Raw genomic sequence first — 274 nt, 5'->3', positions numbered from 1 at the left:
AACCACTTGAAAATGTGTAAAATAAAGAGCCGTCTCCGTGTAAAGTATTTCGTAATGTTTGATTAAAAATAACATACTGGTGGAAGCCATCACTGGCCAATATTGTTGTATCACTTCCCCACCAGATTCCTTGAAATGCTAAGACGATAGAAATAATAGTCAGCGGAATAAGGAAAGAGAAGAGATAATAAATGGATGTTTTTGTAAATATTTTTTTCATAGATTTAAAAGAAAAGGCGAATAAATCGCCTTTTTATTATGCTTTCCAAAGTTC

The 274-nt window shown here is 32.5% G+C and carries 1 protein-coding gene; it reads right to left on the bottom strand.

What is annotated here, in order from left to right; genetic code table 11:
* Positions 1-220: YfhO family protein (locus C1E99_RS00275; protein ID WP_153060110.1), on the bottom strand; the 220-nt coding region annotated here is incomplete at its 3' end.
* Positions 221-274 lie beyond the last annotated feature (54 nt).

Origin of the sequence: Streptococcus suis (assembly GCF_002964045.1) — a bacterium.
Lineage (GTDB): Bacteria > Bacillota > Bacilli > Lactobacillales > Streptococcaceae > Streptococcus > Streptococcus suis_U.
Note: the sequence above shows the minus strand (reverse complement) of the source record. Positions and strands in the feature narration are given on the sequence as shown.